Below are 7,228 nucleotides of genomic sequence, written 5' to 3'. Positions count from 1 at the left end.
CTTATGCACTGCATCGGCCAGCCCCATCTGAACCCGAACGCTTTTTTCTTGAGGGTAGGCCTCCTTTGGTTCCATTGTTAGAACCAGATTCCATTGATTTTTGGGAACCAGATGAAGACCAGCTTTCCCGTCGACGGCATCGCCCTGGATCGCGACAGCCCCGCCAATCTGCACCGGCAGCTCTATGTCCAGTTACGCGGCCTGATCGAACGGCGCGTGCTGCCGAGCGGCCACGCACTGCCCTCGACACGGGTCATGGCGCGGGATCTGAATGTCGGACGCAACACCGTGATTGCCGCTTGCGACCAGCTGGCGCTGGAGGGCTATCTGGCGATACGTCCGCGCAGACCCTCGGTGGTGATGGATCTGCCCACGCGTCCGGCAGTTGCCGAACAAATGTTCGTCGAGGACGCCAATCCGCTATCGCGGCGCGGCCAGACCATGCTTGCCCAACCCTATCATCATGGCCGGCCGGGGATGCTTGCCTTCCATCCCGGCATGCCGGACCCGGACAATTTTCCGTTCAACACCTGGTCGAAACTGCTCAGCCGCCGCGCGAAGTTCGCCCATATCGATCTTTTCGGCACCTATCACGTCAAGGGTTATCCGCCACTTTGCGAGGCCATAGCGCGCTATCTCACCGCCTCGCGCGGGGTGAAGTGCACCGCCGAGCAGATCGTCGTGACCAACGGCGCGCAGTCGGCGTTCGACCTTCTGGCCCGGCTGCTGATCGATGACGGCGACACGGTGTGGATGGAGGAGCCGGGCTATTACGGCGCCGGTTCGGCCTTCGTCTCGGCCGGCGCGAAACTGGCGCCGCTGCGCGTCAGCAATGCCGGCTGGGATCTCGATCCGCCCGATGTCGTGCCCCGCATGATCTTCGTGACGCCCTCGTGCCATCACCCGCTCGGCATAACCATGCCGATGGAACAGCGGCTCAACCTGCTACACATGGCCGAGACCTGGCGTTCGTGGATCATCGAGGACGACTATGACGGCGAATACCGTTTCCAGGGCCAGCCCATTCCGGCATTGCAAGGCATCGGCGCATCGAACCGCGTGGTCTATGTCGGCACTTTCGCCAAGATCCTTTTCCCCGCCATGCGGCTGGGCTTCATGGTGGCGCCCAAGGCGATCGACCATACGATCGTCTCGGCGCTGAGCGTGAGCGGCCAGTTCGCCCCCTTGCTGACCCAGGCCGCGCTGGCGGACTTCATGAATGAGGGGCATTTCAGCCGCCATCTCAGGCGCATGCGGCGGCTCTACGCGGAGAGACGGCAGTTCTTCCTGGCAAGCGCGCAACGACATCTCGGGGAATGGCTGGATTTCCACACGACCGAATCCGGAATCCAGGTCGTCGGCATTTTCCGCGACAGATGCAGCGACAGGGCGGTAGCCGAGGCCGCGCTCAAGCAGGGCATCAACGTGTCGGCCCTGTCTATCCAGTATCGCCACGGCACGCTGCAGAACGGCCTTGTCATGGGCTTCGCGGCCGCCGATGCGCAGACGACCGAAAGGACGATGCAAAAGTTTCGCACCGTGCTGCAAAGCCATTTTTCGCGAATGAATGATCCTCGGTAAGCTTTGCGGGTCGACGAGGTGAACTTCGGCTCCAGCCACAAAGCTCGCTGGTTCGGGCGACGAAGGTGGGCGCCGATGGTTTATCACCAGCGCCCGTTCCTCCAATTCAGGCCATCTGCAACTGCCTGCGCGGCAGCGGCGGGAAGGCGATCGCTATGCCCGCGGCACCCAGGCCGATGAGGGCCGAGCCGATGAACAGCCAATGGTAGCTGGCATAGGCGTCGAACACCATGCCGCCGGCGAGCGGGCCGAGCGCCATGCCGAGGCTGGACAGCATGGTGGCGGCGCCGAACACGGTGCCGAGGATGCGCTGGCCGAAATATTCGCGCGCCAGCACCGCGTAGAGCGGCATGACGCCGCCATAGGTGGCGCCGAAGATGACGGCCAGCACATAGAACTGATCGAGCTGGCTGACCGAGAGATAAGCGGCAATGACGATCGCCTGGATCACCAGACCCGCGATCAGCACCGGCTTGACGCCGAGCCGGTCGGCCAGCACGCCGTAGAAAAGCCGGCCGCCCAAGCCGGCGAGGCCCTCGACGCTGTAGATCGTCACCGCCGCCATGGGGGCGACGCCGCACAGCATGGCGTAGCTGACCATATAAAAAAGGTCAGTCCGAGCACGATGAATTGCGGCGAGCGCAGTGCCTGGGGCACGCTCATGCCGGTGCCCTCGGCGACCGGCGCGGAAGCCCCGTCGGCCACAGCGGGCTTTGGCGGCTGACGCACCAAAAGCACCGCCGGCAACAGCAGCACCCAGGCCATGATGCCGATGTCGAACATGGCTGTGCGCCATTCATAGGCCGAGATCAGCCAGCGGGCGAAGGGCGAGATCGTCATCGGCGCGACGCCCATGCCGGCCGAGACCAGCGAAACCGCAAGGCTGCGGTTGGTGTCGAACCAGGCCGTGGTCAGCGCGATCATCGGCGCGAAGAACGCGCTGGCGGCAAGCCCGACGAGCACGCCATAGCTGATCTGGAAAGTCAGCAGCGAGCCGGCGCGGCTCGCCACCACGAGTGCCAGGCCGAGCAGCGCGGCACCGATCGCCACGACGATGCGGGCGCCGAAGCGGTCGGACAGGGCGCCCCAGGCGAAGCCGCCGAGACCCATCACCAGGAAGTTGAGCGTCATGGCGCTCGAAATGCCGGCTCGCGACCACTGTGTGTCGATCGCCATCGGTTCTAGGAAAATCGCCAGCGAAAACATCGTGCCGATGGCGACACAGGACATCAGCGCACCTGTGGCGACAATGACCCAACGATAGGAAAGGTTCATGCAAATCTCCCATGCCAGAGGGCAGCACTGCGCGCTGCTTGCGTCCGAAGGACGATGGCACCGAAACCGATCCTACAATCCGGTTGCATTTTTTATCCAGTCTGAAACGACGCTGCTTCAGGCATCCGGACCGCTCTGGGGCCAGTCAGATCGGCAGTTCCGATGTGTATTTGATCGTCCAGCTCGGCACATCGGTCTTGACGTTCTGGACGCCCTTGATGCGGCTCAGATGCTCCGACTGGAAGCGGCGATAGTCGTTGATGTCGGCCGCCACCACGCGCACCATGGCATCGCAGTCGCCGAGCATCAGGTAGCATTCCATCACTTGCGGCAGCTTGGCCACTTCGGTGGCGAAGTGCTGGATCGTGTCCTCGTCCTGGGTCTTCAGCCAGATGCGGGTGAAGAAGGTGAGGCCCTTGCCGATGCTGGCCGGGTTGAGCACGGCGACATAGCGGTCGATGACGCCGGCCTCCTCCAGAAGCTTCACGCGGCGCAGGCAAGGCGAGGGCGACAGGCCGACTTCATTGGCCAGATCGTTGTTGGCCATGCGCCCGTCGCGCTGCAGCGCCCGCAGGATGCGCCTGTCGATATCATCGAGCTTCATGGGTTTGGATTCCGACTATTCCGTGAATTGTGACATTCAATGCCAAAAAAACGGCAAAGACAACAATCTTCGCAACCAAATTGCGAGGCCAACTTTATATGGTTGTGCCAATACCATCACCCATCTGACGCGTAACCGAAGACGGTGGGCACGAGGCCAGCCTATGGAAAATCATGAGCGTTTCTGAAGCAACATCGTCCGAAGCGATCGACGACGGATCGGGTTCGGAGTTCCGGCGAGGGGTCATGTCGTGCGTGCCGGTCCTGCTCGGCACAATCCCCTATGCGCTGGTGCTGGGCGCGCAGGCGACGCAGAAAGGCCTCAGCGCGGTCGAACTGCCTCTCATGACCGGACTGAATTTCGCCGGCGGTTCGGAATTCGCGGCCATCCAGCTCTGGACGTCGCCGCCGCACATCGCGCTCATCGTCGCCATCACCTTCCTGGTCAACAGCCGTCACTTCCTGATGGGGGCGGCCCTGGCGCCATTCCTGGAGCATTTGCCGCAGCGCAAGACATTCGCGGCACTGTTCTTCCTGTGCGACGAAAGCTGGGCGCTTGGCCTGGCTGACGCAAGGCAGCGCGCCAGCGCCGGCATCGCGCCAGCCTTCAGCCTGCGTTACTACATGGGCGCGGCCCTGGCGATGTACCTGGCCTGGGTGGGCTTCACGGCGGCGGGCGCGCTGCTTGGCCCGATGCTTGGCGATGTCCAGCACTACGGTTTCGACATGGCGTTTCCGGCCGTCTTCCTGGTGCTGATGCGCGGCATGTGGAAGGGGATGAAGGCGGCGTGGCCCTGGCTGGTCAGCCTGGTTGTCGCGGCCCTTGTCTATCTCTTCATTCCCGGCGCCTGGTATGTCGCGGCGGGCGCGGTGTCGGGGCTGCTTGCTGCCTGGCTGATGGCAGGTGACGCATGATCGACATGGCAACCCTTGCCACCATCGTGCTGATGGCCGGCGTCACCTATCTCACGCGGATCGGCGGCTATGTGATGCTGCGCAACCGCGTGCTCGGCGCGCGTGCGACCGCGGTGATGGAGGCGGCGCCCGGTTGCGTGCTGATCTCGGTCATCGCGCCGGCCTTCGTGTCGCGCAATCCCGCCGACCTTCTGGCGCTGGCCATCACCTTCATCGCGGCAACGCGGCTTTCCATGCTGCCGACCGTGCTGATCGGCGTCGCTTCGGCGGGGATGCTCAGGCATTTGATGGGCTAGAGCGTCGGGCGACTAAGGTGAATCGTTGGGATTCCCTTTTTGATTGAAGTCTGATTCCTATTGGTGCGGAGGTACACCATGGGGAAAGCGGTTTCGCAGGATTTGAGGCTTCGACTCGTTCGCGGCATTGCAGAGGGCAAGTCGCGGCGGGCAGTTGCGGCGCAGTTTGAGGTGGCGCCTTCGACGGCGGTGCGCGTTCAGGCACGCTATGCGGCGACGGGCTCTGTCGAGCCGGCCCGTCAGGGCCGTCCTGCCGGGTCCGGCAAACTCGGCGCGTATCGTCAGGTCATTGTCGACAAGGTGAGGGCCAGGCCGGACATCACGATGCCCGAGCTTGGCGCGTGGCTTGAAGGCGAGCACGGCGTCAGGGCGGACCCGTCGAACCTGTCGAAGTTGCTGTGCCGGGAGGGGTTTACGTATAAAAAAAGTGCTGCTGGCGTCGGAGCAAGAACGGCCCGACGTGAAAGCGGCACGGTGTGAGTGGCGCGACCATCATCAGCCCCTGATGCGCGCGCAGCCGGCGCGGCTCGTCTTCATCGACGAAACGAGCGTCAAGACCAACATGACCCCACTGCGCGGGCGCAGCCTGCGCGGCAAGAGGCTGCTGGCCGATGCACCTTTCGGCAAATGGCATACCCAGACCTTCATCGCAGGCCTGCGTTGCCATGAGCTGGTGGCCCCCTGGATCATCGAGGGAGCCATCGACGGGGCGGCTTTCGATGCCTATGTCGAAACCCAACTCGCACCGGCTCTCGGGCGCGGCGACATCGTCATTCTGGACAATCTGAATGTCCACAAAAGTCCGCGCGCCGCTATGGCGCTCAAACAGCGCGGCGCCTGGTTCCTGTTTCTGCCCAGATACTCGCCCGATCTCAACCCGATCGAGATGGCCTTCGCAAAGCTCAAAACCCTGTTGCGAAAGGCCAAAGCGCGAACCTACGACGATCTTATCCGCGCCGTCGGCAGCATCTGCGCCATGTTTGATCCAACCGAATGCTGGAACTATCTCAAAAAAGCAGGATACGTTGCATGTTAATCGCCCGACGGTCTAAAATGAAAAAGGCAGGCGCGAACGCCTGCCCTTCTAGTCCAGATGATCGATGGCCTTACGCGGCAGCGGCGGCCTGCTGGCTGGCGACCACGGCGTTGACCTTGGCGGTCGCCTTGGCGAGCGCCGCGGTGACCGCGTCGGGACCCATGCCGACGCCTTCGATGCGGATGACGTCGACATCGGTCATGCCGAGGAAGCCGAGCACGCCGCGCAGATAGGGAATGGCGTGATCGAACTGCACGGCCGCACCCTCGGAATAGATGCCGCCCGAAGCCAGCACGATATAGACCTTCTTGCCGGTGACGAGACCCTTGGGGCCGTTCTCGCCATAGGCAAAGCTCCGGCCGGAGCGGGCGATGTGGTCGACCCAGGACTTCAGCGTCGAGGAGATGTTGAAGTTGATGAAGCCGGTGGCGAGGATCACCGTGTCGGCGGCGAACAGCTCGTCGAGCACGGCATCGGAAACGCCGACGACTTCAGCCTGGCGCGGGGTGCGCGCTTCAACCGGCGTGTAGATGCCGGTCGCGTAGTCGGCATCGATATGCGGCAGCGGGTTGGCGACGAGGTCGCGCACGACAAGCGTGTTCGACGGATCGGCGGCGAGGAGCTTTTCGGCGAGTTCGGTGGCGATGCGGGTCGAGTGCGAGGCAGCGCCGCGCGGGCTCGAGGTAACGAGAAGAATGGACATAGCGGGTTTCTCCAGTGAATGAATTGTCCCGCCACATATGGGGTATAGACCCATCAAAAAAACTGGTATATTTTATATACAATCCATCCACAAATTAGATACTGCGATGCAGCCCAATCCGACACTCGACCAGCTTCAGATATTCGTTGCCATCGCCGACAGCGGGAGTTTCTCGGCGGCTGGCCGCAAGCTCAACCGGGCGCAATCCGTCATCAGCTATGGCATCGCCAATCTCGAGGCGCAGCTGGGGCTGAAGCTGTTCGAACGCGAGGGCACGCGCGAGCCGCAACTGACCGAGATCGGCCGGGCGATGCTGGAGGATGCAAGGCGCATGATCGGGGTGCTGCAGCGCATGCGGACCCGCGTCGATGGCCATCATCATGGGCTGGAGGCCGAAGTTGCGCTGTCGGTCGATGCGACATTGCCGTCGCCGGTGCTGGTGCGGGTGCTGAAGGCGTTCGAGGCGCAGTTTCCGACCGTGATGCTGCGCCTGCATATAGGCTCGCTTGGATTGATCCCGGACCACGTCGTCAATGGACAGGCCGATCTCGGCATTGGCGGCCTTCTCGGCGAGGTCGACGTCCATTTGGTGCGCATCGGCTTCATGTCGATGGTGCCGGCGGCGGCGCCCGGCCATCCCCTGGCGCTGCTGCCCAAGCCGGTAAAGATCGAGGATGTGCGCGAGCACACGCAGCTCGTCGTCATCGATCAGTCCGAACGCACCAAGGGGCGGGACTATGGCGTCTTCGCGTACCGCACCTGGCGGCTTTCGGACATGCGCACCAAGCATACGCTGATGCGCGAGGGACTGGGCTGGGG

Annotated in this window: 7 protein-coding genes and 1 pseudogene; 5 read left to right on the top strand and 3 right to left on the bottom strand. The window is 63.1% G+C overall.

Annotated features, from left to right (window positions below):
• Window positions 1–111: 111 nt before the first annotated feature.
• Window positions 112–1,581 carry a rhizopine catabolism transcriptional regulator MocR gene (mocR, locus tag C1D09_RS15355; protein ID WP_143975112.1) on the top strand — a complete coding sequence of 490 codons (1,470 nt, stop codon included), beginning with the start codon at window positions 112–114 and terminating at the stop codon, window positions 1,579–1,581.
• A gap of 106 nt (window positions 1,582–1,687) precedes the next feature.
• Here mocR and C1D09_RS15350 read toward each other — a convergent pair.
• Window positions 1,688–2,856 (bottom strand): annotated as a pseudogene (locus C1D09_RS15350) (MFS transporter).
• A 145-nt stretch (window positions 2,857–3,001) separates the two neighbouring features.
• Window positions 3,002–3,460 (bottom strand): Lrp/AsnC family transcriptional regulator, encoded by a 459-nt coding sequence (locus tag C1D09_RS15345; RefSeq protein WP_143975111.1) that lies wholly within the window; start codon window positions 3,458–3,460, stop codon window positions 3,002–3,004.
• A gap of 173 nt (window positions 3,461–3,633) precedes the next feature.
• On the opposite strand from C1D09_RS15345, the gene C1D09_RS15340 reads away from it, so the two are divergent.
• The 3 genes from C1D09_RS15340 (at window position 3,634) to C1D09_RS15330 (ending at window position 5,706) form a co-directional block, all read left to right on the top strand.
• Window positions 3,634–4,374: an AzlC family ABC transporter permease gene (locus tag C1D09_RS15340; protein ID WP_143975110.1), complete on the top strand. Its 741-nt coding sequence runs from the start codon at window positions 3,634–3,636 to the stop codon at window positions 4,372–4,374.
• Window positions 4,371–4,670, top strand: a complete 300-nt coding sequence (locus tag C1D09_RS15335) for an AzlD family protein (RefSeq protein WP_143975109.1) — start codon at window positions 4,371–4,373, stop codon at window positions 4,668–4,670. Before C1D09_RS15340 ends, C1D09_RS15335 begins: the two co-directional genes overlap by 4 nt.
• Before the next feature lie 346 nt (window positions 4,671–5,016).
• A complete protein-coding gene (locus C1D09_RS15330; protein ID WP_246135760.1) occupies window positions 5,017–5,706 on the top strand; it encodes an IS630 family transposase in 690 nt (229 codons plus the stop codon).
• Window positions 5,707–5,776: 70 nt separating this feature from the next.
• On the opposite strand, the gene C1D09_RS15325 is transcribed toward C1D09_RS15330, so the two are convergent.
• Window positions 5,777–6,409 carry an FMN-dependent NADH-azoreductase gene (locus C1D09_RS15325; RefSeq protein WP_143975107.1) on the bottom strand — a complete coding sequence of 211 codons (633 nt, stop codon included), beginning with the start codon at window positions 6,407–6,409 and terminating at the stop codon, window positions 5,777–5,779.
• 106 nt (window positions 6,410–6,515) lie between these two features.
• Between C1D09_RS15325 and C1D09_RS15320 the strand changes: the two genes are divergently transcribed.
• Window positions 6,516–7,228, top strand: a 713-nt coding sequence (locus C1D09_RS15320; RefSeq protein WP_143975106.1) for a LysR family transcriptional regulator, incomplete at its 3' end; no start/stop codon positions are given.

The sequence above is a fragment of the Mesorhizobium intechi genome, assembly GCF_002879535.1.
Taxonomy (GTDB): Bacteria; Pseudomonadota; Alphaproteobacteria; order Rhizobiales; family Rhizobiaceae; genus Mesorhizobium; species Mesorhizobium intechi.
Note: the sequence above shows the minus strand (reverse complement) of the source record. Positions and strands in the feature narration are given on the sequence as shown.

Bases quoted from the DNA above. Each gene is read 5' to 3' on its own strand.
- mocR (WP_143975112.1), top strand. From the start codon at position 112: ATGAAGACCAGCTTTCCCGTCGACGGCATCGCCCTGGATCGCGACAGC.
- C1D09_RS15325 (WP_143975107.1), bottom strand. From the start codon at position 6,409: ATGTCCATTCTTCTCGTTACCTCGAGCCCGCGCGGCGCTGCCTCGCAC.
- C1D09_RS15340 (WP_143975110.1), top strand. From the start codon at position 3,634: ATGAGCGTTTCTGAAGCAACATCGTCCGAAGCGATCGACGACGGATCG.
- C1D09_RS15335 (WP_143975109.1), top strand. From the start codon at position 4,371: ATGATCGACATGGCAACCCTTGCCACCATCGTGCTGATGGCCGGCGTC.
- C1D09_RS15345 (WP_143975111.1), bottom strand. From the start codon at position 3,460: ATGAAGCTCGATGATATCGACAGGCGCATCCTGCGGGCGCTGCAGCGC.